At 39.8% G+C, this 26,242-nt stretch carries 27 protein-coding genes; 13 read left to right on the plus strand and 14 right to left on the minus strand.

Annotated features, from left to right (window positions below; genetic code table 11):
* Window positions 1-35: 35 nt before the first annotated feature.
* Complete coding sequence (locus ABJN95_RS17925) at window positions 36-866, plus strand: zinc-dependent peptidase (protein WP_348372438.1); 831 nt, start codon at window positions 36-38, stop codon at window positions 864-866.
* On the opposite strand, the gene ABJN95_RS17930 is transcribed toward ABJN95_RS17925, so the two are convergent.
* The 3 genes from ABJN95_RS17930 to ABJN95_RS17940 form a co-directional block, all read right to left on the minus strand.
* Window positions 844-3,396, minus strand: coding sequence for a carboxypeptidase-like regulatory domain-containing protein (locus ABJN95_RS17930; RefSeq protein ID WP_348372440.1), 2,553 nt, complete (start codon window positions 3,394-3,396; stop codon window positions 844-846). The genes ABJN95_RS17925 and ABJN95_RS17930 overlap by 23 nt on opposite strands.
* Entirely contained in the window at window positions 3,377-4,288 is a 912-nt protein-coding gene (locus ABJN95_RS17935) for a FecR family protein (protein WP_348372442.1), read from the minus strand. Before ABJN95_RS17935 ends, ABJN95_RS17930 begins: the two co-directional genes overlap by 20 nt.
* Before the next feature lie 142 nt (window positions 4,289-4,430).
* Entirely contained in the window at window positions 4,431-4,943 is a 513-nt protein-coding gene (locus tag ABJN95_RS17940; protein ID WP_348372443.1) for a sigma-70 family RNA polymerase sigma factor, read from the minus strand.
* 109 nt (window positions 4,944-5,052) lie between these two features.
* Here ABJN95_RS17940 and ABJN95_RS17945 point away from each other — a divergent pair, with 109 nt between their 5' ends.
* From ABJN95_RS17945 to ABJN95_RS17955, 3 genes are all read left to right on the plus strand, one after another.
* The gene (locus ABJN95_RS17945; protein WP_348372445.1) at window positions 5,053-6,435 is read left to right on the plus strand and encodes a hypothetical protein; all 1,383 of its coding nucleotides are present in this window, start codon (window positions 5,053-5,055) and stop codon (window positions 6,433-6,435) included.
* Between the two features lie 213 nt (window positions 6,436-6,648).
* Window positions 6,649-7,986 carry a signal recognition particle protein gene (gene ffh, locus ABJN95_RS17950; RefSeq protein ID WP_348372446.1) on the plus strand — a complete coding sequence of 446 codons (1,338 nt, stop codon included), beginning with the start codon at window positions 6,649-6,651 and terminating at the stop codon, window positions 7,984-7,986.
* Window positions 7,987-8,094: 108 nt separating this feature from the next.
* Window positions 8,095-8,979 carry a bifunctional 5,10-methylenetetrahydrofolate dehydrogenase/5,10-methenyltetrahydrofolate cyclohydrolase gene (locus ABJN95_RS17955; RefSeq protein ID WP_348372448.1) on the plus strand — a complete coding sequence of 295 codons (885 nt, stop codon included), beginning with the start codon at window positions 8,095-8,097 and terminating at the stop codon, window positions 8,977-8,979.
* 47 nt (window positions 8,980-9,026) lie between these two features.
* On the opposite strand, the gene ABJN95_RS17960 is transcribed toward ABJN95_RS17955, so the two are convergent.
* Complete coding sequence (locus tag ABJN95_RS17960; protein ID WP_348372449.1) at window positions 9,027-9,164, minus strand: hypothetical protein; 138 nt, start codon at window positions 9,162-9,164, stop codon at window positions 9,027-9,029.
* A 180-nt stretch (window positions 9,165-9,344) separates the two neighbouring features.
* Between ABJN95_RS17960 and ABJN95_RS17965 the strand changes: the two genes are divergently transcribed.
* The 8 genes from ABJN95_RS17965 to ABJN95_RS18000 all read left to right on the plus strand — a co-directional run bounded on the left by ABJN95_RS17965 (window position 9,345) and on the right by ABJN95_RS18000 (window position 16,212).
* The gene (locus tag ABJN95_RS17965) at window positions 9,345-11,075 is read left to right on the plus strand and encodes a hypothetical protein (protein ID WP_348372451.1); all 1,731 of its coding nucleotides are present in this window, start codon (window positions 9,345-9,347) and stop codon (window positions 11,073-11,075) included.
* Window positions 11,076-11,078: 3 nt separating this feature from the next.
* Window positions 11,079-11,702: a DUF2306 domain-containing protein gene (locus ABJN95_RS17970; RefSeq protein WP_348372453.1), complete on the plus strand. Its 624-nt coding sequence runs from the start codon at window positions 11,079-11,081 to the stop codon at window positions 11,700-11,702.
* Window positions 11,703-11,732: 30 nt separating this feature from the next.
* On the plus strand, window positions 11,733-13,094 hold the full coding sequence (locus tag ABJN95_RS17975) for a sulfatase-like hydrolase/transferase (RefSeq protein WP_348372454.1): 1,362 nt from the start codon (window positions 11,733-11,735) through the stop codon (window positions 13,092-13,094).
* A 98-nt stretch (window positions 13,095-13,192) separates the two neighbouring features.
* Window positions 13,193-13,516 (plus strand): hypothetical protein, encoded by a 324-nt coding sequence (locus ABJN95_RS17980; protein ID WP_348372456.1) that lies wholly within the window; start codon window positions 13,193-13,195, stop codon window positions 13,514-13,516.
* Between the two features lie 50 nt (window positions 13,517-13,566).
* Window positions 13,567-14,427, plus strand: coding sequence for an alpha/beta hydrolase-fold protein (locus tag ABJN95_RS17985; protein ID WP_348372457.1), 861 nt, complete (start codon window positions 13,567-13,569; stop codon window positions 14,425-14,427).
* 23 nt (window positions 14,428-14,450) lie between these two features.
* Window positions 14,451-15,050: a hypothetical protein gene (locus tag ABJN95_RS17990; RefSeq protein WP_348372459.1), complete on the plus strand. Its 600-nt coding sequence runs from the start codon at window positions 14,451-14,453 to the stop codon at window positions 15,048-15,050.
* A gap of 1 nt (window position 15,051) precedes the next feature.
* On the plus strand, window positions 15,052-15,237 hold the full coding sequence (locus ABJN95_RS17995) for a hypothetical protein (RefSeq protein WP_348372461.1): 186 nt from the start codon (window positions 15,052-15,054) through the stop codon (window positions 15,235-15,237).
* Window positions 15,238-15,240: 3 nt separating this feature from the next.
* On the plus strand, window positions 15,241-16,212 hold the full coding sequence (locus tag ABJN95_RS18000) for an aldo/keto reductase (RefSeq protein WP_348372463.1): 972 nt from the start codon (window positions 15,241-15,243) through the stop codon (window positions 16,210-16,212).
* A gap of 112 nt (window positions 16,213-16,324) precedes the next feature.
* On the opposite strand, the gene ABJN95_RS18005 is transcribed toward ABJN95_RS18000, so the two are convergent.
* From ABJN95_RS18005 to ABJN95_RS18015, 3 genes are all read right to left on the minus strand, one after another.
* The gene (locus ABJN95_RS18005) at window positions 16,325-16,750 is read right to left on the minus strand and encodes a VOC family protein (protein WP_348372464.1); all 426 of its coding nucleotides are present in this window, start codon (window positions 16,748-16,750) and stop codon (window positions 16,325-16,327) included.
* A 31-nt stretch (window positions 16,751-16,781) separates the two neighbouring features.
* On the minus strand, window positions 16,782-17,627 hold the full coding sequence (locus tag ABJN95_RS18010; RefSeq protein ID WP_348372466.1) for an alpha/beta hydrolase: 846 nt from the start codon (window positions 17,625-17,627) through the stop codon (window positions 16,782-16,784).
* 65 nt (window positions 17,628-17,692) lie between these two features.
* A complete protein-coding gene (locus ABJN95_RS18015) occupies window positions 17,693-18,235 on the minus strand; it encodes a DinB family protein (protein WP_348372467.1) in 543 nt (180 codons plus the stop codon).
* A gap of 153 nt (window positions 18,236-18,388) precedes the next feature.
* Between ABJN95_RS18015 and ABJN95_RS18020 the strand changes: the two genes are divergently transcribed.
* Entirely contained in the window at window positions 18,389-18,817 is a 429-nt protein-coding gene (locus tag ABJN95_RS18020) for a helix-turn-helix domain-containing protein (RefSeq protein WP_348372469.1), read from the plus strand.
* 38 nt (window positions 18,818-18,855) lie between these two features.
* Here the strand turns inward: ABJN95_RS18020 and ABJN95_RS18025 are convergent, their stop codons facing one another.
* From ABJN95_RS18025 to ABJN95_RS18055, 7 genes are all read right to left on the minus strand, one after another.
* Complete coding sequence (locus tag ABJN95_RS18025) at window positions 18,856-19,413, minus strand: hypothetical protein (RefSeq protein WP_348372471.1); 558 nt, start codon at window positions 19,411-19,413, stop codon at window positions 18,856-18,858.
* 3 nt (window positions 19,414-19,416) lie between these two features.
* Window positions 19,417-20,922, minus strand: a complete 1,506-nt coding sequence (locus tag ABJN95_RS18030) for a helicase HerA-like domain-containing protein (RefSeq protein ID WP_348372473.1) — start codon at window positions 20,920-20,922, stop codon at window positions 19,417-19,419.
* A 128-nt stretch (window positions 20,923-21,050) separates the two neighbouring features.
* Window positions 21,051-22,337 carry an Nramp family divalent metal transporter gene (locus ABJN95_RS18035; RefSeq protein WP_348372475.1) on the minus strand — a complete coding sequence of 429 codons (1,287 nt, stop codon included), beginning with the start codon at window positions 22,335-22,337 and terminating at the stop codon, window positions 21,051-21,053.
* Window positions 22,338-22,378: 41 nt separating this feature from the next.
* The gene (locus ABJN95_RS18040) at window positions 22,379-23,629 is read right to left on the minus strand and encodes an Nramp family divalent metal transporter (protein ID WP_348372476.1); all 1,251 of its coding nucleotides are present in this window, start codon (window positions 23,627-23,629) and stop codon (window positions 22,379-22,381) included.
* A 22-nt stretch (window positions 23,630-23,651) separates the two neighbouring features.
* A complete protein-coding gene (locus tag ABJN95_RS18045; RefSeq protein WP_348372478.1) occupies window positions 23,652-24,320 on the minus strand; it encodes a bifunctional 4-hydroxy-2-oxoglutarate aldolase/2-dehydro-3-deoxy-phosphogluconate aldolase in 669 nt (222 codons plus the stop codon).
* Between the two features lie 9 nt (window positions 24,321-24,329).
* Complete coding sequence (locus ABJN95_RS18050) at window positions 24,330-25,370, minus strand: sugar kinase (protein WP_348372480.1); 1,041 nt, start codon at window positions 25,368-25,370, stop codon at window positions 24,330-24,332.
* 103 nt (window positions 25,371-25,473) lie between these two features.
* On the minus strand, window positions 25,474-26,235 hold the full coding sequence (locus tag ABJN95_RS18055) for an SDR family oxidoreductase (protein ID WP_348372481.1): 762 nt from the start codon (window positions 26,233-26,235) through the stop codon (window positions 25,474-25,476).
* Between the last annotated feature and the right edge of the window lie 7 nt (window positions 26,236-26,242).

Genomic DNA, 26,242 nt, shown 5'->3' on the forward strand with positions numbered 1-26,242 from the left:
AGGCAATTTATGACTGTTTCAAGAGTTTTAAACCTATGCAGTTATGGGATGTTCTGAAATATTTAGCTCCTGTTTATATCGTTGGTCATGCCTTGTATCTGGTGTACTATGCGATTGACCTATATCAATTGAATCCTTTTGTGAAGTTAAAACCCTTATCACCAAAGGAGGAAAACTTTGTTTCGTATAACTTTCCCATATACAAGGAGCTTACAGCTGAACAAAAGAAGCGGTGCAAAGAACGCATTGTTTGGTTTCGAAGTAAAAAACACTTTGTTTTCTATGGGGCTATTGATCAAAAGGAAGAATTACGACTACTTCTAAGCGCTACCTCGGTTATCTTGACCTTGGGTCTACCCCAATACCGCATGATGCGCTCTTTGCTTCGAGTAATCGTGTATCCGACCCAATATTATTCAAGAATTAATCGCAAGCATCATTTGGGAGAATATAATCCCAATTTTAAGACAATCGTACTTTCTGCCGACAAAATCTGGGAGGGATTTGAAGACTTATCAGACAATAGGAATCTAGCAATGCATGAGTTCGCCCATGCCCTTAGTTTTGAAATGATAAAAACCGGTACATGGCAAGCGCGGAAGTTTCGAGTTGGATTACGGCGTATTAAAAAATTATTTGAGCAAGAAGATTTTTTAATCAAATTCGCGGCCTCGGAGTACTTTCGGGAATACGGACTTACTAATTTACAAGAGTTCTTTTCTGTAGCGGTAGAAAACTACTTCGAAACACCTGCCATTTTTAAGAACGACTTCCCTGAATTGTTCGAAGCGTTGCAAGAAATGCTGAACATGAATTTTCACTACAACAAAAAAGGGCGGACTTTTAGAACTTCACTCGAAAGCTGAAGTTAGGTGTAATTCCTAACGAAAAACTCTCCACAGTTTCAATGGTATTGGCTTCGTTCACCTGAAAATAGGTATTCAAAATATTTTCACGATCTGTAAAGTTTAAGACAGAGATTCCGGCTGAAGCTTTCACATTACTCCCAAGGTCGAAATTATAAATTGCTGAAGCATCAGCTCTCAAGTACTCTGAAAGACGTTGGCTATTGGGCTCTTGATAGTTGATCAGACCAGGAAAAAAGGTAGTGTCTATAGGATTATCAGGGTCTGGCTCTGTAAATGGCTTTCCGGTGCGGTAGTTTAGTCCGATACCGATTTTAAACTTGTTGAAAGTAAGTGTACCTGCAAAAGTGGCCGTGTGCCGTATGTCTAAATTGTTAGGAAAAGTTGGGGGCACAATGGCATCGAAGGTATAGTTGTTAAAATTGTAGGTATAACTGGCCCAAATACTATAGTTTGATGTTTTTCTGTTGATTAAAAATTCAACCCCTTTAATATCATATTTACCGATTTCACTGCCAAACTGATTTTGATTTTGAAACCCTTGGGTGGTTGTATTAATACCCTTCACTTCTTTGTAAAATCCTTCAATTCCAACGTATAGATTTTTCGCATCATAATTAATACCCAAAGAAAGCTGTTTGCTTTTTATAACTGGAAGATTAGTGCCATCAGATAGTATCCAACGCCGCTTTTCGATACCTAAAAAGTTTTGTTCTAAATCTAGAATTTGATTAACACCCTGACTTTTAAATTCTCCCAGTAGAATTGCCTTCAATTCTCTGGTTATCGCATAGTTGAGGTTGAGGCGTGGTTCAAGCACAAATTCGGTAAACGTATCGGGATTATCAAAATAATTAATCCGAGCACCTCCTCTTGCGTGTAGTTTTTGATTGGGTGATGTATAACCGAGTTCTGAAAATAGAGAATGTACTTTAATAATATCCTTGACCTTACTGCCAAAGGCAGGTTGGGTAACTTGAGTTTCATTGGTTATACTTGTTTCGGTTAGTTGATATCCATTTAGCCAGTGCAAATTGTTTTTGAGTTGATAATTCGTGTTGAGTTTGAATGCCTTTTCAATAACGGTATTGTTTTGTAAAAGTATTTGTTGTCCCAATGCATTACTGTTGCTAGCGTCAAGATTGTAATTGCTATAATAGCTATTCAGAAAAGTGGAGAACTTTTTTGACCAGTTGCTTTCAAGGCTTCCACCAAAGGAATAGTTGGTCTGGTCTAATGCACTTTGGGTCTCACGATTAATACTGGGAATACGTTCGTTATAGTCTAAAAAGTTATTGATATTTATAAAGCTGAATCTCAATTTTTGATTCTCGTTGATATCATATAATACCTTTCCGGTAAAATCATAAAAGTAGAACTTGTCTTCTCTTTCTATACCAACATCTTGAGCGATGCCATCCTTGATTTGATTATTTAAAAATGCTTTGGTAAATAGATTATCGAACGTACTGGTAGCAAAGAAATCGGTAAGAGATCTTCTTCCTGAGAATTGAAAGGCAACCTTTTCTCCCAAAGGAACTTGTCCATATAAATCACCGCTAATTAGGTTAAACCCGGCGCCGCCATAATAATTCTCGGTAAGTTTATTGTTTGTACGCATATCGATAATACCGCTTACGCCATCACCGTATTGAGCACTTGTTCCATTTTTGATCAGGGTAACTTTATCCGTTAAAAAGGGATTAAAAGCGGAAATCAGTCCAAAAAAATGTCCAGATTGATACATTTTAATTCCATCCCATAAGATGAGGTTTTGGTCATTGCTACCGCCACGGATGTTGATGTCTGAAACCGTTTCATCAATACTTTTGATTCCGGGAAGCGCTTGAATGGTCTGTAATACGTCAGGTTCTATCAACCCTGGAAGTATTCCGAATTCGTCGGTATTCATTTGAATACTTCCGTCAAGCTGTTTTACCAAACCTTTTGTTAAGAATTCATAAACAACGACTTCTTCTAGTTTTTGGTAGAATTGCGCCAGCAATAAGGTTTGACATGGGGCGGTATGCTGTAAGCGCTTGGCATCGATAAAAAGTGTTCTAAAACCAATATGTTTTATTTGAATTTTGGCATCTATAGGAACATTTTCAAGCGTGAAATTTCCAAGTATATCAGTAACCACTGCTTTGTCGGTTCCCAAGATTTCAACGGTAGCACCTGAAACAGTATTTTGTTGAAAATTATCGAGTACGACCCCGCAAATGGAAATGGTATTGGTGTTTACAATAGTGTAGTATCGCTCGCTGAGCTTCTTGATTTGAAGTTTGGTTTGAATTCTGAGGTGATTGAGAATCTCGTCTAAGACCTCCGATTCGGGAATGGTAATCTGAACAGACCCAATACCGGCATCTGCGTAGGAAAATTTGACTTCGAATCTAGTTTCAAGTTGTTGTATATACGGAATAAGATTAATTTTCTCCTTGCCCTTTTCTTGGGCATTGCCAACCGAAAAGATAAAGAGTAACCCCAAACATAGGATTGCCAAACATTTACTGCGAGTTCTCGGCATAGAAGAGCACTTTGTTGCCCTCTAATTTAAACTTTATTCGCGAAGGCGTACTAATACTTTGTAACGCCAAATTAGCATCCGTATTGCTAAATGAACCCGTATACAATAGGTTTGTGTCAATATTTTTAGTTTCAACAATAATGTTGTGCTGTCTTTGAAACTCGTCAAGAACATATTTTAAGGGAATACTCTTAAAGGAGCTTTCAGCATTTATCCAAGAAGGTGTTTTCGCAACAGGCGCTTCTTCAGAAATAATTTTACCATCAATGGCCACAAAAGAACTTCCTGCTGGTAGTTTTGTTTCTTTTCCGTTAAAAGAAACACTTACCAATCCTTCAAAACATGTAACTTCAAAGAAGTCTTTTCTATTTTCAACATTAAATTGGGTACCTAATACAGCAACTTCACCTGCGTCAGTAGCTACCGTGAAACGTTTTCCCTTAGCCACTTTGAAGAAGGCTTCTCCTTCTAAAGCTATATTTCGGTTAGTGTCCCAATTCTTCTTGTTATAGGTAACCTTCGAATCTGCATTTAAGACTACCTCAGAATTATCTGGAAGTACAATTTCCTTATTTTCCGCGTATTGGGTAGAAACGGTTGCATCTAACGAATTCACATAAAAATAGGTGCCAGTAAGAAGAATAACAATAGCCGCAGCTACTCTTAAAAACTTCTTGAACGGATTCAATTGAATAACCTTAGTATCTGTAAGCGAACGCTTATTCTTTATGGCCTCTAGGGCTTCATCAGCATTAAAATCGGGGGACTTTAAAGCATTTGAGGCATCAACAATACGCTGATAAGCTGCATACTCATCGGAATTTTTAAATTCCGCAAGTTCCGCCTCAGAGAGCTCGTTGTTCAGCCATTTTGCTAAGTAATTTTCTTGCATGATTTCTATCTTACTGTCTTAATAACAACTAATTAGGTGAAAACCCTACCTGATATCGCTTATTGTTTTCCAATTTATCGATGAGGATGTCAATATTCGCGTTCAAATGAGTAAAATCACCATACTAGTTCATTTTTTGTCACTAAATTCCATCAATTTTTTCGCGAAGCGATTTTAAGGCCAAATGCATCCGCTTTTCAATTGCTTTCACGCTAACCCCTTCCATTTCAGCGATTTCCTTATATTTCTTTCCGTCAATGCGATTTAGTAGGAAGGTGGTTCTCTGATTTTCGGGTAAATCGTTGAGTGCCCTGTCTAACTTGGTTTTAAATTCACTCTCCTCCATCAAGTACTCAGGAGTCTCATGTGTTGTCTTTAAGGTCTTGTCGGCATACTTCAAGCGCACCTTTTCAGCCTTAATCACATTAAGGTACAAATTATTGGCAACGGTATAAACATATGATTTTGCTTTCTCAGGAGCCACTTTGGCACAGTTCTCCCAAAGCTTTACAAAGGCCTCTTGTACAGCATCATACGATTTTTCTTCGTTGCCGAATTTATAATATATGTAATTAAATACCGTTTTAGAATTAGCTTTGAAGATGCTGCTAAAGACCTGCTCGTCGCAAATGTTATCGTTGTTTTTGGTTTCCAAAGAGTCGGTTTTTTCCAAAGATATTTAGAAAAAATTTAAAAAAAGAAGTAGGGTGTTTTTAAAGTGAATTGTTTTAAGACCGTATTAACAAACAAAATTCCAAATCGTTATGAAAAAGTTCTTGAATTTTGCGACATATGCAATCCTACTTGCATTCGCACTAAGTTTTACCGCTTGTTCTACTGAGGAACCATTTGCCGTTCAGTTAGATGAGCAACAGACCCTTACTGCTAACTCAGCAACTTCTAAGTTGATTGAGGCTACCGTTTCAAATGATGGCTCATATGATAATATCGTTGATGGCTCAAGTTGTTTTGATATTCGTTTTCCGTATACCGTTATGGTAAACGGGCTTGAAGTTACTATAGACTCCAAAGATGATTTAGAAATAATAGAAGAGTTATTTGATGCCTTCGATGGCGATGATGATATTCTTGACATCATTTTCCCTATTACCATTACAAAGGCTGATTATACTGAAATTACCATTAATAATATTGCTGATTTGAGAGAACTTGCTGAGCAATGTGTAGAAGGTGGTGATGACGATGATATCGAATGTATCGATGTGATTTACCCAGTTACTTTTTTTACATATGACCGTAATCAAGAACAAACAGGTTCCATTACACTTGAAAGCGATAAGGAAGTTAGAAGGTTCTTTGCCGGATTGGATGAAGAAGATATTATTAGTCTACAGTTTCCAGTAATGTTCGAAATGTATGATGGAACTAAGATTACTGTCAACAATATAGAAGAATTGAGAGATGCTCTAGAAAGTGCAAAAGAGGCTTGCGACGAAGATGATGATAATGATCATAACGACGATGATTTTACCAAAGAGCGTTTAGATAAGCTTTTGGTTGAGTGCCCGTGGTTGGTAAAAGAAATCAAAAGACAAGATCAAAACAGTACAGATTACTATTTTGACTATGCCTTAAATTTTAAGGAAGACGGTACGGTAACTGCTCGTGATAGAGAAGGAAACATGTTAGAAGGAGAATGGGGTACAAGAGTATCAGATTACCGCGTAAAGTTGACCTTAGCATTCGAATTCATAGAAGACTTCACTTTGGAGTGGTTCGTTTATGAAATTGATAAGGATAGAATCAAGTTACATATTATAGGTAGCGATGGTGACAAGATAATTCTAAAAAGAGCTTGTGATGAACCAGATGTAGAATGTGGCGAAGCCTTTATTACTGATACGCTACAAAACTGTGTTTGGGCGGTTTCAAATGGAGAGAGTGCAAGCTTTCTTGATTCGTTGAGAATCGATTTCTCAAATATGAACATTCATGTAAGAAACCCAAATGAGACCGTAGTTGACGAAGGAAACTGGGCGATTTCTGGAACCACTATTACGTTCAACGATCTTAGCGCTGAGCTAGCCAACTATATTGGCGACTGGGAGATTATTGAGTGTAGAGCGGATCGTTTTAAAATGAAGCGAGGTGAAGAGTATTTGGTAGTTGAAAAAGACTGCGAATAGTACCACTTATAATAGCAAAAAAATCTAGTCCCTAACCTTTTTTGCCCCACACTTTTGAAAGAGCATTCATCGCAAGATGGGTGCTCTTTGTTTTTGCACCCACACAAACCCTCGCCAGCACGGTGAGCCGGGGTGGCGACATTTTTTAGACATATCATCCTTCTTTCCTATACTTATTCTTAAATTTGCTTTTCTTCAAAAGATAGCAAGACGATGTTTGATAATTTAAGTGAAAAGCTAGATAAAGCCTTACATGTTCTTAAAGGACACGGGCAGATTACAGAAATTAACGTTGCAGAAACTACCAAAGAAGTGCGCAGGGCTTTGTTAGATGCCGACGTTAACTTTAGAATAGCCAAAGAATTTACTAATCGGGTAAAGGAAAAAGCACTTGGTCAAAACGTATTGACCACTTTGCAACCTGGCCAGTTGATGGTAAAAATTGTAAAGGACGAGCTCACCGCATTAATGGGGGGAGAATCTGAAGGAATCAATCTTTCAGGAAACCCTTCAATCATTTTAATGTCAGGACTCCAAGGTTCGGGTAAAACGACTTTTTCAGGGAAATTGGCCAATTATCTAAAGACGAAGAAGACTAAGAAACCATTATTGGTCGCTTGTGACGTATATCGCCCTGCAGCGATCGACCAATTGCATGTAGTTGGAGAGCAAATAGGTGTTGAGGTCTATTCCGATAGAGAGAACAATGATCCGGTTGCGATATCACAGGCAGCTATTGCACATGCCAAAGCTAACGGACACAATGTGGTTATTATTGATACCGCTGGTCGTTTAGCCGTAGATGAGAAGATGATGGATGAAATTTCAAACATCCACAAAGCAATACAACCGCAGGAGACCCTATTTGTAGTTGATTCTATGACAGGTCAAGATGCTGTAAATACGGCAAAGGCTTTCAACGATATTTTGAATTTCGATGGTGTTATCTTAACGAAGTTGGATGGCGATACCAGAGGTGGTGCGGCTATTTCTATTAAATCGGTTGTTGATAAACCTATTAAATTCATTGGTACCGGCGAGAAGATGGAAGCTATTGACGTTTTCTATCCTGACCGTATGGCCGATCGTATTTTGGGAATGGGCGACGTAATTTCCTTGGTGGAAAGAGCTCAAGACCAATTTGATGAGGAAGAAGCTCGAAAAATCCAAAAGAAAATTGCCAAAAACAAATTCGGCTTTGACGATTTTCTATCGCAAATACAACAAATCAAAAAGATGGGTAACATCAAAGATTTGATGGGGATGATTCCCGGGGCTGGAAAAGCCTTAAAGGGGTTAGATATTGATGATGATGCATTCAAGCATATAGAGGCTATTATTCACTCGATGACCCCTGATGAACGTTCCAACCCTTCCAAACTCAATGCCAGTCGTAAAAAAAGAATCGCCAAAGGTGCGGGCCGCGATGTTAAAGAAGTAAATCAACTACTGAAACAGTTTGATCAGATGAGCAAAATGATGAAGATGATGCAAGGAGGCGGGGGCAAACGAATGATGCAGATGATGGGAGGAATGAAAGGAATGCGTTGATTTAGCTAATTGCCAGATGTGCTACGCAGTACGTATAATTAATAATTTTAGCTGTATTTGAAATGGTAAACGTGCCAATTACAACTGCCAACTGAATATTTAGGAAATATGGAAATACTTGACGGTAAAAAAATATCCAATGACATCAAGGCCGAAATCAAGGCGGAGGTTGATAAAATGAAAGAGCGCGGGGAGAAGGTTCCGCATTTGGCCGCTGTTTTGGTTGGCAATGATGGGGCCAGCCTTACCTACGTTGGTAGTAAGGTCCGCTCATGTCAACGCATAGGTTTTGAATCTACTTTAGTACAGTTGCCAAACACTACCAGCGAGGTGGAACTACTAAAAAAAATAGAAGAGTTGAATGAGAATGATGCTATTGATGGTTTTATAGTTCAATTACCACTGCCTCCACAAATCGATGAGCAGAAGGTATTGCTGGCGGTAAATCCGGATAAAGATGTAGATGGATTTCACCCTATGAACTTCGGTAAAATGGCCTTGGATATGAGCACCTTCATACCGGCTACTCCTTTCGGAATTTTAGAACTTTTAGATCGTTATCAGGTCGAAACACAGGGCAAACACACCGTTGTGATTGGTAGAAGTCATATTGTGGGTAGGCCCATGAGCATTTTGATGGGTAGAAAAGGGTTTCCAGGAAATTCTACGGTTACCCTAACGCACAGCCGAACCAAAAACATCAGTCAAATTACCACTCAGGCCGATATCATTATTTCCGCTCTTGGCGTACCGGGCTTTTTAAAGGCTGAGATGGTCAAAGACGATGTGGTCATTATTGATGTAGGTATTACTAGAGTGCCTGACGAGAGCAGGGAAAAAGGTTACTATATAACAGGAGATGTCGATTTTGAAAATGTAAGTAAAAAGGCTTCTTACATTACCCCGGTTCCTGGAGGTGTAGGACCTATGACCATTGCCATGTTGCTTAAAAATACGCTGCTGGCACGAGAAAGACACAGAAACAAGCAATAGCACTCAAAATATAGAAAAAGCCCGCTTCATAGCGGGTTTTTTTATGGTTACTTTGTTTGCACTATTCCCGTTGCTGTACTATCGATCGGGTTCAGTACATCGATATCATTGCTGTCATCGTAGTTACAGCTGCTCAGTGCTACAATAGATCCAAAGATCACTACTGCAAATATTATCTTTTTCATAACTAGAGATTTAGTAGGTATTTAACCCAGTTAGTCTATAATCAACGTAAAAATCAAGCCAAATATTGCTTAATCGATGGTCACGCTGAACGTAGTGGAGCGACTAGATTGATGTGTTTAAACACCTGCAGATTTGTTTCCTAATCGAAAATGAGTACCTTTTGTGGTAAATCAACCGACATGCAAAAACTATACTACTTTTTGGTGTGCTGTACCATCTTAGGGTGCCAGTCTAATTCAAAATACACATCCACAAACTCCATAAACGTCTCATTTACCGAAGCAGCAAGTGCTGAAGTAAAAGATGGTCGCTTGCTACTAATGCTTTCCACAAGCGATGAGAAAGAACCACGTTTTCAGATCAATGACGGCCCGACCACACAATTGATTTTCGGAATGAACGTAGATGCGATGGCCCCTGAAAAGACTATGACCTTCACTAACGAAATCTTCGGATATCCCTATCCCAGTTTGGCAGAGGTTCCGCCTGGAGAATATCATATGCAAGCCTTATTACACACTTATGAAACATTTAAGCTTTCCACTGGGCATACGGTAAAACTACCAATGGATAATGGGGAAGGACAACGCTGGAATAGGTCACCAGGTAATCTATATAGTAAACCCGTTAAAGTAACGGTTACTAAAAACGGAATTCAAAATGTGAATGTGGTAATGGATCAGGTCATACCTCCCATTGAAGAACCCGAAGACACTGAATGGATCAAACACATTAAGGTCAAGTCTGAAAAACTCTCTGAATTTTGGGGCAGAGATATTTACCTTGGAGCTCATGTGCTATTACCAAAGGGGTTCAACGAACATCAAGAAGCAAAATATCCTTTGATGGTTTTTCACGGACATTTTCCTTCTGATTTTGGAGGATTCCGAACCACACCTCCAGACCCCAGCCTGAAACCAGAATACGCAGCCCGTTTTGATTTAGACGGATATAATATCATTCAACAGCAGGAAGCCTATGATTTCTATAAGCGATGGAACGAACCCGATTTTCCGCGGATGTTGATTATAGAAATACAACATCCAACTCCGTATTACGATGATTCCTATGCGGTAAATTCGGCAAATCAAGGCCCGTATGGCGATGCCATAACCTATGAACTCATTCCTGAAATAGAACGACAATTTCGAGGTATAGGAGAAGGATGGTCTCGTTTTTTATATGGAGGTTCTACCGGCGGTTGGGAGGCCTTAGCTGTTCAAGTAAAGTATCCCGAAGAATATAACGGCTGCTTTGCGGCCTGCCCTGATCCCATCGATTTTAGGGCCTATTGTCTTACCAATATTTATGAAGACAAAAACGCTTATTACTACGATAGTGATCACAAAAAGCTTGAAGTACCCGCCCGTAGAAATTATTTAGGTGATATTCAATCTACTTTACGTTCAGGAAATCATTTGGAACTGGTATTAGGGGATAAATCTCGTTCGGGTCAACAATGGGATATTTGGGAAGCTACCTACTCCCCACAAGGCGATGACGGGTATCCTGTTCGAATTTGGGATAAAATGACAGGCGATATCGATCATCAAGTAGCAGCCTATTGGAAAGAAAACTATGATCTCAAACATATTCTAGAAAGAGATTGGGATAAACTGGGAGAAAACCTGAAAGGGAAAATAAATATTTATTGTGGCGATATGGACAACTATTACCTTAACAATGCCGTCTATTTGATGGAAGAATTTCTTGAAGGTACAACCAACCCATACTATGATGGTGAGGTGCTGTATGGTGATCGTGCTGAACACTGTTGGAATGGAGACCCCGATCAACCCAATGCGATAAGTCGATTGCGCTATAACAGTATGTATGTACCAAAGATTATGAAGCGCATTGCCAAAAGTGCCCCCAAAGGCGCTGATTTAACGAGTTGGAGATACAAATAGCGTATGAAGAATACAACAAATAAAGTAGGGTGGTTTGTTTTCGCTTTTTTGGCAATTGGGGTCGGACTGTATCCGCTTTTATATTTTTTTCTAGATCGTAAGTTTGGTTTGCTAGCTTCTAAAAGTGATGCGCTGTTGGCTGATGTTTTTTGGAATACGGGTTTCTACGGTCATATTCTTTTTGGAGGGTTAGCACTCGCGATTGGATGGGTACAGTTTAGTAAAAAGATCAGGTCTCGGCAACTCAATTTGCATAGAAACTTGGGCAAGGTGTACGTCATTGCCGTTGTTATAAGTGGCATATGTGGCATTTTTATTGCTTTCAATGCTACTGGGGGAATTATCACTATGCTCGGCTTTATGGGGCTTGGCTTGGTGTGGTTGTATACTACCTCGAAAGCGTATTTCGCCATTCGGAAAGCAGATATTCAATTGCATCAAGGATTTATGATTTATAGCTATGCGGCTTGTTTTGCGGCGGTGACCTTACGTATTTGGTTGCCCTTGTTGACTATTGGTTTTGGCGATTTCACTGTGGCCTATCGTATAGTGGCTTGGTTATGTTGGGTGCCAAATATCATTTTTGCCTACTTCTGGGTACGGAGAAAAGGACTGATTATTGGATGAGTCTTTGAACCTAATATTTAAACCTATTTGATGAACTTGAAATATCTTTTTATACCGGTTTTGGCACTTACAGTTTGTTGTGCTGCTTTGGGCCAATCATATGCCACCCAAAAACCTACGAATATACTTTGCATATTGGTCGATGATTTGGGGTATGGCGACTTGTCTTGTCAAGGCGCTACTGACATGCAAACCCCAAACATAGATAGCATATCAGCGGAAGGACTCACCTTTACTAATTTTTATGCGAATTCTACGGTATGCTCTCCTAGTAGGGCATCTCTTTTGACGGGTATGTATCCTGATAAAGTGGGAGTGCCTGGTGTAATTCGACAAAATGAAAAAAACAACTGGGGGTATCTCTCAAAGAGCGCCTTATTGATGCCAAGTGTTTTAAAAGCAACTGGATATCATACCGCTATTATTGGCAAATGGCATTTGGGATTGGAAAGCGAGAATGGCCCAAATGCTAGGGGTTTTGATTACTTCAAAGGTTTTCTGGGCGATATGATGGATGATTACTGGAATCATCGCCGAGGAGGAATAAACTGGATGCGGCATAATGAGGAAGAAATCGATCCTGAAGGTCATGCCACCGATTTATTTACGGAGTGGACAGTTGATTATCTTAAGGAACAAAAGGCTTTGGCAAAACCGTTTTTTCTATACTTAGCTTATAACGCCCCTCATTTTCCGATACAACCGCCACAAGCCTTCCTTGATAAAGTGCGCAAAAGGGAACCTCACCTCTCAGAGAAGAGGGCAAAGAACGTGGCTTTTATCGAGCATTTAGACTTCAACATTGGCATCGTAATGAAAACGCTGCAGGAAAGCGGACTAGACGAAAACACTTTGGTTGTATTCACTTCAGATAACGGGGGAGCACTTCGATATGCCCAAAGCAACGGCAAGCTTAGAGGGGGCAAACAAGATATGTACGAAGGCGGTATTCAGGTGCCTACTTTCTTTTATTGGAAGAATAGAATTAAACCCGGCTCAGTAACCAACAGATTGGGTATGTCAATGGATTTGTTTCCCACCTTTTGCGAAGTTGCCAAGGCTGAAACACCCAAAGGCCTTGATGCTATTAGTCTTCTTCCCACGGTATTAGGAAGAGAACAAGTTACTGATAATCGAACCGTTTTCTGGGTAAGACGTGAAGGAGGGCATTATGGCGGCCAAGCTTATTACGCAGCGCGTTACCAAGATTTTAAAATCCTGCAAAATACACCGCATGAAGCTATTCAATACTTTGATATTGGCAATGACGCATATGAAAAAAGAGCTATTGAACCCGCTGTCGATGATGCGATGTATAACAAACTAAGAACAGCTTTGCAAGAGCATATTCGAGAAGCCGGTGCGGTTCCCTGGCAGAAAACCGAAAAATAGCCGCGGCCCTGTTAGCTTCAAATAAAAGTTCCCAAATCGTACTTTATGAGCTGTCGAAGAAGAAGGAGTACTACTATTTGATAAAAGTTATTTACCTCATGGATACGAAAAAACTAGAAATATATGATGCCCTGGTGGCCCAATGCCCAAGATTTGCACGAAAAGGAAAAACCATGCCCTACACATCGGCCAATGGATATATGTTCTCCCTCTTTAATAAAGCGAATGAAATCGGTATTCGATTCTCAAAAGAGGTTCAAAAGAAATATTTGGAAGAATTCAATACAACACTTTATAAGTCTTACGGCGCCGTGATGCAGGGGTATATCTTAATTCCTGAACGGATGTGGCATGAAGAAGGAACCCTTGTAAATTTGTTAAACGAAAGTTATGATTATGTGATGTCACTTCCGCCGAAATAATCCATCATCATTTCTTATCTTGTTGTTTACTTCAATCAATACTGTAAAAAATGAAAAAAATAGTCTTTGTCTGTATTTTAGGTCTCGCCGTGATGGTGTCCTCTTTTGCACAATCGGGAAAAGTTCATGATAACCTAGCGATGACCAGCAAAATTTTAAAAATGGAACGGAAGTATGCGATTTATCTTCCACCAGACTATGAAACCTCAGCACGTAGTTATCCCGTTTTGTACTTACTGCACGGGGCGACCGACGATCATACCGGTTGGGTGCAATTTGGAGAGGTCTTGCGAATTACCGATAATGCAATCAAAGATGGTACTGCTACACCCATGATTATTGTGATGCCTGATGCCGATACCGGAAAAATGGGATACTTCAACCAAGGAAAGGATTGGCGTTATGAAGATTTCTTTTTCGAGGAACTTATGCCGTATGTAGAGCAGAAATACCGCATCAAGGGAGAAAAGAGGTACCGTGCCGTTGCCGGACTCTCAATGGGTGGCGGCGGATCATTTATGTATGCCTTGCATCATCCAGAATTATTTTCTTCTGCCTGCCCCTTGAGTGCCTATGTTGGGCCTCTTACTGTTGAAGATTTAAAAAAACGTATGCAAAGAAGTGATGTAAAATATTCTGAATCTGACATTCAAGCCTATTTTAAACAGCACAACGCCTTGGAATTATTGAAGACGGTACCGGTGGCAGATGTAAAATCTGTTCGCTGGTATATCGACTGTGGCGACGACGATTTTCTGTTTGAAGGAAATAGTCTGATGCATATAGCTATGAAGAAAAAGGAAATTCCACATGAATATCGCGTTCGCGATGGAGGGCATAGCTGGACGTACTGGCGGGAAGCCCTGCCTACGGTATTAGGTTTTGTTTCCGATGCGTTTCATCAGTATTAGGTCTATTAAAATAGAATTTTCAAATGCAAAAGTTGAATATTAAAAAATATATCAGTGATGGTCTGCTGATCGTATTTAGTGTACTTTTTGCACTGTTTATAAACAAGATAGCGGAGCGGATGGATATGCAAACACGCAAGGAGACCGCTTTGACCAGTATTCGCAGCGAACTGTATCGCAATTCAGGGGTAATTGCAATGTGGAATGAAAAGCATGGCGCAATTCAAAACAGATTGGATAGTTTGATAACTGGAAAGAATGACAGCCTAATGAAAGTTATGTTACAAAATGATTATTTAGACTTGGGTATATTGACAAATCAACAGAGTTTGATTGAGGCTGTACTATCAGATACGGCTTGGGAGAGTGCAAAAGCTGCCGGTATCGTTTCACAATTTGATTTTGATACCACGCAAAAATTAACCAATGTCTACAAGATGCAAACAGTTTTAATGGATGATACCGTTCGCAGTATACTAGACCTCTATTTTAGTAGGGAGTCTCACAAAATGGATGATATGGATGCGACACTGTTTCAGTTTCATCTTAGATTTCATGAACTTGTAGGGCAGGAGATCTTAATGAAACAACTTTACGACGAGGCGATTACGGCAATAGACTAAAATGGATTTAAGAAAAATTGTAATACAAGCTGTAGTTGGTTCTATTTTGTTTACCATCATATCTGTAATTTTAGATGGCAGTTATGGGCGAGAAATATGGATTGAGAAGGGTATAAGAGGACTTGTTTTTGGTGCGCTCTATGGTGTATTTTTGGTGTTGAGGGAAAAATTTATTAAGAAAAAGTAATATATGAAATACAGAAATTTTGGAAGAACTAACTGGCCTATTAGTGAAATTGGATATGGCATGTGGGGCATGGCTGGTTGGACAGAAAGTAGCGATATACAGTCGGCAAAAAGTTTAGATTTGGCAGTGGAAAACGGAGTGACTTTTTTTGACACTGCTTGGGGTTATGGAGAGGGGCATAGTGAGGAACTGCTGGGTCAGCTGGTTCGAAGACACCCCTCAAAAAAACTCTATACGGCTAGTAAAATTCCTCCTAAAAACTTCCAATGGCCGGCAAAACCCGAATATGCGTTTGAAGAATCTTACCCAACTGAGCACGTCATTAAGTATACTGAAAAGACTTTGAAGAATCTAGGCCTAGAACAGCTTGATTTGATGCAGTTTCATACCTGGGATGATGGTTGGAGTCATCGTGAAGAATGGCAGCGCGCCGTTGAAGACCTTAAAACTTCGGGAAAAATTGCTGCAATGGGCATCAGCGTAAATCGTTGGGAACCCGAAAATGGAATCAAAGCCCTTAAAACAGGAATGCTAGATATTGTACAAGTGATTTATAACATCTTTGATCAGAACCCCGAAGATGTACTTTTTCCTTTGTGTGACGAATTGAACATCGGAGTGATTGCTCGAGTCCCTTTTGATGAAGGAACACTGACTGGTAATATTACAAAAGAGACCACTTTTCCGGAAGGAGATTGGCGGGGTACCTATTTTGTGCCTGAGAACCTAAACTCAAGTGTGGATCACGCTGATGCCTTAAGACCCCACATTCCTGAAGGAATGACCATGGCAGAAATGGCACTGCGTTTTATCTTGATGAATAAAACGGTAAGTACCATAATTCCAGGTATGAGAAAAGAACGCAATGTGCTGGCCAATGTTGCAACTAGTGATGGGAAGGGTCTAGCTGTAGAACTGCATCAAGAACTTAAAAAACACCGTTGGGATCGAACCCCTACGGAATGGTCGCAGTAGTTCGTCATGCGATTAGGGTATAGCAATCTTTGAATTCTAAACTCCGCTGGCGATTGGGGCTCTATCTCAATAGTCGCCACAAAGGGCCAATATTGGTGTTACTGATGGAGAATCAGTTGGCAAACAATTGTCCTGCATCTTTAAACGCCTTGAATTCAAGTGCGTTACCAGCAGGGTCTTTGAAGAACATCGTTGCCTGTTCGCCTACTTGTCCTTCAAAACGAATATAGGGTTCAATAATAAATTGAATTCCTTTCGACTTCAATTCTTCCGAAAAAGACTGAAAGGTTTCCCAAGGGAGCACCACGCCATAATGTGGTACTGGTACTTCCTTGCCGTCTACAGCGTTGTGATGTAAATCTGAAGTTGCTGATTTTGCTTTGTAATGAATTACCAGTTGGTGCCCGAATAAATTAAAATCGACCCAATGATCGCTGCTTCTACCTTCTTCACAGTTGAGTACATCACGGTAAAAGTTGCGACATTCCGTAAGATTATGCACTGGAATTGCCACATGAAAAGGGGCTAATTTATTCATAAAAAAAAGTTTGATTAAAATTACTTCTTTTTTACGATTTCAAAAAATCAACAATTTGATCACGTACTTTATCTTGATGAAGTGAATGACCCAACCCCTTGGTGGTTACCAGTTTGCTTCCCTTCCAATTGGCATGTACTTGCTCTGATGACCAATAGGGCGCTATGACGTCCAATTCATCATGAATCAATAAACCTTTTTTAGTGATGTCTTTTACAAACTTTGAGGAGGAAAATTCCGCAAAACGAAATCCAAAGGTATTGATGAAATAGTCCTCTAATAGTTGCATCATTCTACCGTTTAGTCCTAATATGTTCTTATACTGTCGCATAAAATCTGAAAGTTCTGAAGGCGATCCTAGGGTTACCACCTTGTGAACCTTTTCATTGTGCTTGGCGTGTTTAAAAAGATTATACAATAGGGTCATTCCTCCTATAGAATGCCCAATGATGAATTGTGGATTATAGGTGTTTATTACTTTTTGAGCGCATGATGTATAGAGGGGAACGTTCAATATAGCTCCAGAGGAGTTGCCATGTGCTGGAGCATCCATTGCGATAATGTTGTAATTCTCTTTTTGAAGGCGTGGAATAAAATTTCGCCAACGAAATGTATTGCTTTCCCAGCCGTGCATTAGCAAGAGCGTGGGGCCAGTTCCTTTCCAGCGATAGGTTTGAATACTGTTATCTCCTTCTTCTAAAATAAGGTCCTTGGCATCCTCAAGAAACCCTTTTTGCCCCTTTATTACTTTTCCTTTTCGAGGTGTACAAAAGAGAACAAATGCTTTTTTCGCTGTTTTTTTTGGTACAAACAAAGAAGTCAGATTAAAATAGAGTCCCAAGCTGCGCGCAAACAATTTGCTGATCAATTTATACATAGGTGTTTCTTGTCATTTACCAATTTATTAGTAACTCTTTTAAGGGCGCAAAGATAGTCTAAGCTTTAATTGTTTATATCGGATTCGTCGTCTAACATGGTAACAATTAAATTTTGATGATGCTCCGCGTGATAGATGGCGTTATACAACATCTCTCTTAAACTCAGTTTTCCTAGTAGTGGGTGTGGTACACACAAGCTGTCTAGTTCTTCTTCTGAAAACCTTTCGATTAAACCACTTAGTTGGTCGACCAAGATATTTAAGCCATGGCAAAGTTCAGCGGTTTGATAAGGTGATTCAGTAGTAGGAATAAAACGCTTAGGAGCTTTTCCGCCTCCTTTGAGTTTTTCAAAATAGAAACCCTTGATAAACTCATATGATCGGGGAGGATCGTTCGTTGTGCCGTACTGTTCGGCTATAGAGTGCTTTTCCATTTCAAAGACATACACCAGCGGTTTTACACTGAGTACCAAATGACCTAAATGCATAACAGCTGACCACTTCTTGTTTATGCTATATTCTGATGCTTCTTTTGACAACGAACTTGTGAAGGCTGTAAAAGAAGAATAGTTTCGTTTTAAGAATTCGATGAGCTCCTTTTTTTTCATGATGTCTATGTATTAAAAACTCTTTTTTGTCATAAGAAGTTGTTGATTCCAAAAAATTAGTTACTTTTAGTAACCTAGTTTTTATTTATTACCAAAAATACACCTTCTTTTTAGTATTTAAAAGAGGTGAAAGAAACCATATTAAGTATCTCTATGGAAACTATTACTGAAAATCAGAAAGTTAAGGTTGCGAAAAAATTAAAAAAAATGTTCGGTCATGTCGACTTGAGGGATACTACCTTGGCGTGTCCTGTACGCGATGTCATGGCGTTGGCCTCGGATAAGTGGAGTATATTGATTATACTATACCTAGGTTATTTTCCTGTACTGCGATTCAATCAAATCAAGAAGAAAGTTTATGGGATCTCTAATAAGGTGTTGAGTGAACGTCTGAAGCACTTAGAGGGCGATGGCTATCTCAAACGAACCATGTACCCAGAAGTTCCTGTTCGCGTAGAATATAAGCTTACCGATTTTGGTCATTCTTATCTTCAAAAACTCATTGAACTTACCGAGTGGGCAGAGATGCACAAAGAATGTGTGATTTCTAATCGCAATAGATTTCAGGGAGTTGAGGCTTAATGAGTATCATTTCGACTGCGTATAAAACACCACAGTACTTACTCCCATCCTAACATCATGTACTTAATTTTGGCTTTGTCAGGAATTTGTACCGCTTCAATATTCACACTCGAGGCATACCGCAAACTTGAAGGTAGTTCTGCTTTGTCAATCGTAAAGTAGAGATCGCTATTTTTTATAAAAACTACTACGTTATTGGTTGAAGTCAATATCTTGCCAAGCTCATACTTTTCTTTAATCTCTTTAAAAGTACTGTTGAGTCCGATTCCCATTTCAGTTTTGAAACGCGAATCTTGAATACGAACATTCTCAATACTTGGAATACTGTCTGAGTTGGGGGTTAAGGTCAATAGGTGACTGCCTCCCTTTTCGAAAATGTCAATCTTTTTTGCCCCAAAGCCTACCAAAAGTTTGGCCGTGTCTTTAACAATAGAATCTTGTTCGTAAATGATCTCCAAATCTCGAGCAAGACTTGATTTATCCAATTTGCCAATGCTGGTTTTGGTGATTAAAAATGTCGTGTCTTTCGGTTTTTGCTCACATTGTATAGCAACAATCCCCAAACAAAATAATGCTGCAGTTGCCAACTTCCTCATAAACTATCGTAATACTTTTTTTAACACCCCTAGAACGCCTCTAATAAAGGTTGCGCTGGTTAAAACTTTTATTATTGGGTTTTGTCGCGTACTTCTTCTTCTCGATGTGGCTCTGGCTTTTGGTTTTGCCTTTTCCTTCTCGGCTGCCTTTTCAGCCTTTTCAATTTTTTCGTTCAGAATTTCATATGCGCTTTCGCGGTCGATTTCCTCACCATATTTTTTAACCAATTTGGAGCTTTTTATAACGCCTTCCAACTCGGCATCGGTAAGCACATCCATACGGCTCATTGGGGCTCTTAATAGAGTTGCAGCTAGCGGGGTAGGCCTTCCTTTTTCATCGAGTGCCGAAATTAACGCCTCTCCGATTCCTAAGGAAGTCAATACTTCCTTTGTATTGTAATAGGGTGATTCTGGATAGTTTTCCGCTGTCAACTTTATGGCCTTTCTATCTCGAGCTGTAAAGGCCCTTAAGGCATGCTGCACCTTTAAACCAAGTTGAGCCAATACATCGTTAGGAACATCGGTCGGGTTCTGGGTAACGAAGTACAGTCCGATTCCTTTGGAACGAATCAATTTTACTATGCTTTCAATTTGATCTAAAAGGGCTTTTGAAGCCTCATCAAAAATCAAGTGGGCTTCGTCAATGAACAAAATCAATTCTGGTTTATCACTATCACCCTGCTCAGGAAATGTGGAATAGATCTCTGCTAATAAGCTCAGCATAAAGGTTGAAAACAATTTTGGTCGATCTTGAATATCGGTCAAGCGAATGATATTGATATACCCTCTTCCGTTTTTGTCGATACGGGTCAAATCGTCAACTTCAAAAGACTTCTCTCCGAAAAATAAATCAGCACCCTGTTGCTCTAACTCTATTATTTTTCTTAAGATGGTTCCGGTCGAACTAGTAGAAATGCGACCATATTCTTTTGTGAATTCGGGTTTGCCTTCTCCGGTGGCATATTGCAATACTTTTTTGAAATCTTTCAAGTCAAGCAAAGGCAGTTTGTTATCATCACAGTACTTGAAGACGACTGCGACAATACCTTCTTGGGTAACGCTCAAATCAAGAATACGCGATAGGAGGGTAGGTCCGAATTCGGAAACTGTAGCTCTTAGTTTAACTCCATCTTGTTCCGATAGGGACAAAATTTCTACAGGAAAGCCTTTCGCTTCAAAAGGAAGCCCAATTTTATCATGGCGTTCATCTATTTTCGGATGCCCAGGACTCGGTTGTGCAATGCCACTTAAATCACCCTTTAAATCCATTAATAACACTGGAATACCCTTTTCAGATAGGTTTTCCGCCAATACCTGTAGCGTTTTGGTTTTTCCGGTACCTGTAGCCCCGGCAATGAGTCCGTGACGGTTTAAAGTTTTTAATGGAATTTTTACATATGCATTGGTGACCGCTTCTTCATCAAGCATTGCAGCACCCATAGTTATGTAATCGCCTTTGGTGGCATATCCCTTTTCAATATGTGAAAAGAATTCGTCTTTGGTACTCATTGGGTTTAATTTGCCATAAAAATAGGGGATTTTTAGGCAACAGAAAAAGAGATAATGCGAGATAGAGTGAAAAATGTCGTGATTACCGCATTGCAAATTTGATTTGACCTAGTCTTCTATTCCTAGCTTTAGAAATAATCAAACAAGGCAATCACACCATTATAAGAAATTACGCAAGAAAATATAAACGCAAGTGAAAGACCGATATTAATCCAAACATTGGTTTTATAATCCTTCATTAGCTTTTTATTGTTGATGAGCAGCATAATTCCGATGATCACCAAGGGTAATACAAACACATTGAAAATCTGAGAGACGATCTGCATTTCAACCGGATTTGAACCAAAAACAGGAACTATCAAAGCAAATAAACAGGCTATAGCGGTAATAATCTTAAATTGCTTAGAACTGGTATCTAATTTCCCAGACTGATAATCGGCTACTAGTATTGGAGCAATCAACAAAATTGGGAAAATGGACGATAGACCAGCGCTTAGGGTTCCAAAAAAGAAGAGCGTCAAGGCAAATTTACCTGCAACGGGTTCCAGCGTATTGACCATGTCTAAAACCTGGGTCACCGGCTTGCCCTGATGAAATAAGGCCCCAGTTGCAACAGCCATCACAGCTGCACTTATGGAAAAGACAAGAATGGCAGCAATAATTGCATCTTTTTTTTGTTGTGCACGATTTTTGATAGTCCAGCCCTTGCCTTTTACGAATAAAGGGCGCGATAAAAAAGTTGCTGCGGCCATCGTCGTTCCAACGAATGCAGCCACCAACATTTTACCACCTTCAACCTTTGGAATTGTGGGTATAAGCCCTTGTAATACTTCGGAGGGTAAGGGGTACACCAGAAAAAGCGAAATCAGGAAAGAAAGCCCCATAATGGTAACAAAAATTACTAGAATCTTCTCGAAAAAGGTATACTTGCCCACCAAGAGCAGTGCATAAAAAACCGCGGTTACTACTACTGCAATGAGAATTACCGATTCATATTTGTATCGAACAATCTCAGGTACATAAATCGCAAATATTTCATAAATAATATTCGCTGAAATACCCATGATTCCCATTAGAGAATTCCATTGACCAAACGAAATGCCAACGATTATAAGAATGGCTATGAGTTTGCCCCATTTCAGGTGTTTCCGAAATGCATATAGGGCCGTTTCTCCTGAAATCAGTGCGTAGTTTCCGTAGACGTACATTAAGAGGCCTGAAAAAACGCAACTCAATAACAACACCCAAAGTAGCTGCATGCCATAGGTGCTACCGGCAACAATCATAGAGGTAACGCTACCTGTACCAATGGTGTAGCCAATAGCAAATATTCCGGGACCGAAGGCCAAGACAAGGGCCATGAATTTTTTTATAAGCGATGTATTGCCTGTTGAATTCTTTGTAAGTTTATTCATAGTCCTTAATTTATTGAGCGCCTAAAAATCCTGATTTTGTGTTAGAAAAAATTTAGGAACCCTTTGAATGCAACGGTTAACATATAGCAATTGAATATAAAAGTAGCTCCTAGCGCTATATTCATCCAAATGTTGACTTTATACGCCTTCATGACGCTAGATCTGTTGAGTAGTATTAATAAAAAGAGTGTAATCAACGGCATTATAAATGGGCTAAGTGCTTGAGAAGCAATCAAAATCCATACTGGTTTACCTCCCAAGATGGGAACAATTAGCCCAGATAAGGCAACCAATACCACCAACAATTTATAGAGTGGTTTTTTCATATTCCGGGCGGTGCCGCTATAGTCTGCAATCAACCAAGGAAACAACAGGAGATTGGGGAAAATAGAAGATAATCCGGCGCCAATAATTCCCAAAGTAAACAAGCTAAGAGCAAAATCTCCTGCCCATGGGCCTAAAGCGTTCATCATATCGGTAGCATCATCAACGGCCAAACCTTTAAAATAAAGGGTGCCGGTTGCACTGATCATTATGGCAAGACTGATAACAAATGTCATCACCATGGAAGACATGGCATCTCTGCTCTCGGTTTTCAAGTCTTTTACTCCCCAGCCTTGCTCTTGAACTAAAATACTGCGTGAAGCTAAACAAACCCCTGCCATGGTCGTACCCACTATACCTGCGACTACCAGACCAGTAGTATCTCCTTGCGGTAATTGGGGAAAGAAATCAGTAAATGATGTTCCTGCCTCCTTAACAACTACGACACTGGTAATAATAAAAGCAAAGGCCATAAAGCCTACCATGATGCTCATTGCCTTTATGAAATTAGCATGTTTTCCTGTCCAAAAAAGACCAATCAAGAGCGCAATGAAGAAGATGGCAATGATGGGTCTATTAAGAAAGGAAATCGAAGTCCTTACCGATATCCATTCCATGGCCACTTCCGCAACCACACCCATTACTCCTATACAAGACGATACTATGGAAACCAGCAGGGCGGCAATGATGAAAATGGTTACTGGCTTTCCGAAAGACTTTTTAAAATTATACATCAGGGTTTCTCCTGAAACAATAGTCAATTTACTAATGCCGACTAAGAGAAAGTACGTGAAAAAGCATGAAAGCAAAAGTGCCCATGACAGGCTTAGGCCGTAATTGGCACCAGAAACCACCATGGAGGTAACACTACCAGTACCAACTACATATCCGATGATGAAAAAAGCGGGACCATAACTTTTAAGTCCTTTTTTTAATCTTTCGGAAAGTGACATACTAGATGATGTCATAGCTATAAAAATGTTTTGACAACTAGGACCTGAGCTTTGATACCAATGCCAAAGTTTGCGCTACCTTTTGTTTTAGGCCTTCAAAATCTTCATTGGCTAAAATTTCTTTGCTTATCAATTTAGATCCCATACCCACACAAGTAACCCCTGCATCGAACCAAGCTTTAAGATTTGATTCTTCTGTGCTTACACCTCCTGTTGGCATAACATTGGTCCATGGTTGTGGGCCTTTTATGGCTTTTACAAAAGATGGTCCGTAGGTAGAACCTGGAAAGAGTTTGACGATCTCACATCCGAGTTCTTCGGCTTCATTTATTTCAGTCAAGGAACCGCAACCGGGAGACCAAAGTACTTTTCTTCGGTTGCACACCACAGCAATGTCTTTTCGTAAGGAAGGTGTAACTATAAAATTAGCTCCCATCTGCATAAAGAGTGAAGCTGCTGCAGCATCGGTTATCGAACCTACCCCCATAATCATTCCTGGGAGCTCATTGATAGCGTATTTGTTCAATGCTGAAAATACTTCAAAGGCAAAATCTCCTCTAGCGGTAAACTCCAATAATCTGGCCCCGCCATCATAGCATGCTTTTAGAACTTTTTTTCCCAAGTCGATATTGGGATGGTAAAACAAAGGAACCATACCTGATTCCTTCATTACCGTTGCTACTTCTATTCTTGAATATTGTGCCACTTTATCTATTTATCTTGCTACTCTACCAGATGCATCACCACCCATTAATTTTTCCACTTCTGAAACGGTCATCAAATTAGCATCTCCTTTTATGGTGTGCTTTAAACAAGATGCCGCAACTGCAAAATCGAGGGCATTTTGGTCATTTTCTGGATATTTCAATAGTCCGTAGATTAACCCTCCCATAAACGAATCTCCTCCACCAACTCGATCTACGATATCGGTAATTTGATATTGTCGGGTGTCGTACATTTTGGAGCCGTCCCATAATACACCTGCCCAAGTGTTGTGCGATGCAGAAATGGAACCTCGTAGGGTTGTAATTACCTTTTTTGCTTTAGGGAATTTCTTCATCATTTGCTTGCAAACTGAAAGAAAAGCTTCCGCTTTTACATCATGACCATCCTTATGCACATCCAAGCCTTCTGGATGAATGCCGAAGTGTTTTTCGGCATCTTCTTCATTACCCAAAATGATATCGCAATAGGAGGTAAGTTCGGTCATGATTTGCTCTCTATCACCTCCATAATTCCATAGTTTGGCGCGATAGTTTAAATCTGTAGAAATAGTGATGCCCTTTTGATCTGCTGCTTTTACAGCTTCTAGGCAAACATCGGCCGCACCTTGTGAAATGGCAGGGGTAATACCAGTCCAATGAAACCATTGCACGTCTTTGAAAACTTCATCCCAATCGATCATACCCGATTCTATTTCTGCAATTGCCGAATGCGCCCGGTCGTATACGACTTTAGACCCACGTGAAACTGCACCAGTTTCAAGAAAATAGATGCCCAAACGGTCACCACCAAAAACGATCTTGTCAGTGCCCACGCCTCTTTTTCGCATTTCCATTAAGGCGCATTGGCCAATATCGTTATTGGGTAGACGGGTCACGAAATCTACAGGAACACCGTAATTCGCCAAGGAAACGGCCACATTAGATTCTCCACCACCATACACTACATCAAAACTATTTGCCTGAGAAAATCTGAGATATCCTGGAGGTGCCAACCGGAGCATAATTTCTCCGAAGGTTACTACTTTGTTCATTCCTACTTTATTTATTGTTATTCCCCTATTTATACCGATTTCATTTCGGTAGTTAAAGGAATTAATTTTAGATTGATTTTAAAAATTTACAACGGCTTTTATTTTATATTCCTAAACCTTGTCCTCCACCAATTTGGATTGTTTCGGCTGTAATAAAGGATGAATCGGCACTTGCCAAGAAAGAAACAACAGACGCTACATCTTCAGGCTGACCCAATCTACCGAGCATAATGTTATTTTTCCATGAAGCAAAAACTTCAGGTTTGGTAGACTTTATTTGTTTATGAAAATCTGTGTCTATTGTACCAGGTGATACGGCGTTCACTCGAATGCCGTATTCGGCCAAGTCTTTTGCCAATGCTCTAGTTAATGTTTGCACTCCTGCTTTTGATGTGCCATAGATTCCGGCGCCAGGGCCACCCGCATTCCACGCGGCATTTGACACATAGTTTATAATGGTTGGATTTTCTCCTTTTTTGAGGAAAGGTATTGCCGCTCTTGAAGCGAAAAATGCTGAGTCAAGATTTAATGCCATTACAAATCGGTAAAAATCTGTGGTCATGTCTTCAAATCGAGACCTTCCACCTAGTCCACCCGCATTGTTGACCAGCACATCTATTTTTCCATACTTTTCTCCAATGGCTTTGATATTTGAAGTTACTGCCTCTTCCTTGGTAACATCGAAACCATAATACTCGGCAGTGATTCCTTCGGCCGCGAGCTCTTCTATTCTTTTTGCCCCTTGCTCATCTTCAATACCGTTCAAAATTACGGTATATCCATCCTTACCTAGTCTTTTTGCAACTTCAAAACCGATACCTCCGGTTGCTCCGGTTACAATTGCCACTTTTTCTGCTGTACTCATATGATAT

Source organism: Maribacter sp. (assembly GCF_039974175.1).
Classification (GTDB): Bacteria; Bacteroidota; Bacteroidia; order Flavobacteriales; family Flavobacteriaceae; genus Maribacter_C.